A 236-nucleotide genomic window follows, 5' to 3' on the forward strand; every position below is an offset into this window, starting at 1 on the left:
GTCATGAGCGGGAAGTCGCCCATGAACACCGTCTGGCTCTTGATCTCACCGGTGGTGTTGTTGATGAACTCCGCCGTGACGAACATCGGGGCGGAGTAGGTCATGTCCTTGTCCTTGCACTCCTCGACGGAGTACTTGGGCGGCTCGAACCGGTGATCACGGAACGAGAGCGACATGGTTCCGGAGAAGTCCTCGATGGGACTGATCTCCTCAAAGATCTCTTCCAGGCCCGACTG

1 protein-coding gene is annotated in these 236 nt (G+C 58.1%); it reads right to left on the minus strand.

Translation table 11 applies throughout. The features are described 5' to 3' along the window. A partial coding sequence (locus J4573_RS53470; RefSeq protein ID WP_208264199.1) for a hypothetical protein occupies window positions 1-236 on the minus strand: 236 nt, incomplete at both ends.

This window comes from Actinomadura barringtoniae, from assembly GCF_017573505.1.
In the GTDB taxonomy this organism is placed as follows: Bacteria; Actinomycetota; Actinomycetes; order Streptosporangiales; family Streptosporangiaceae; genus Spirillospora; species Spirillospora barringtoniae.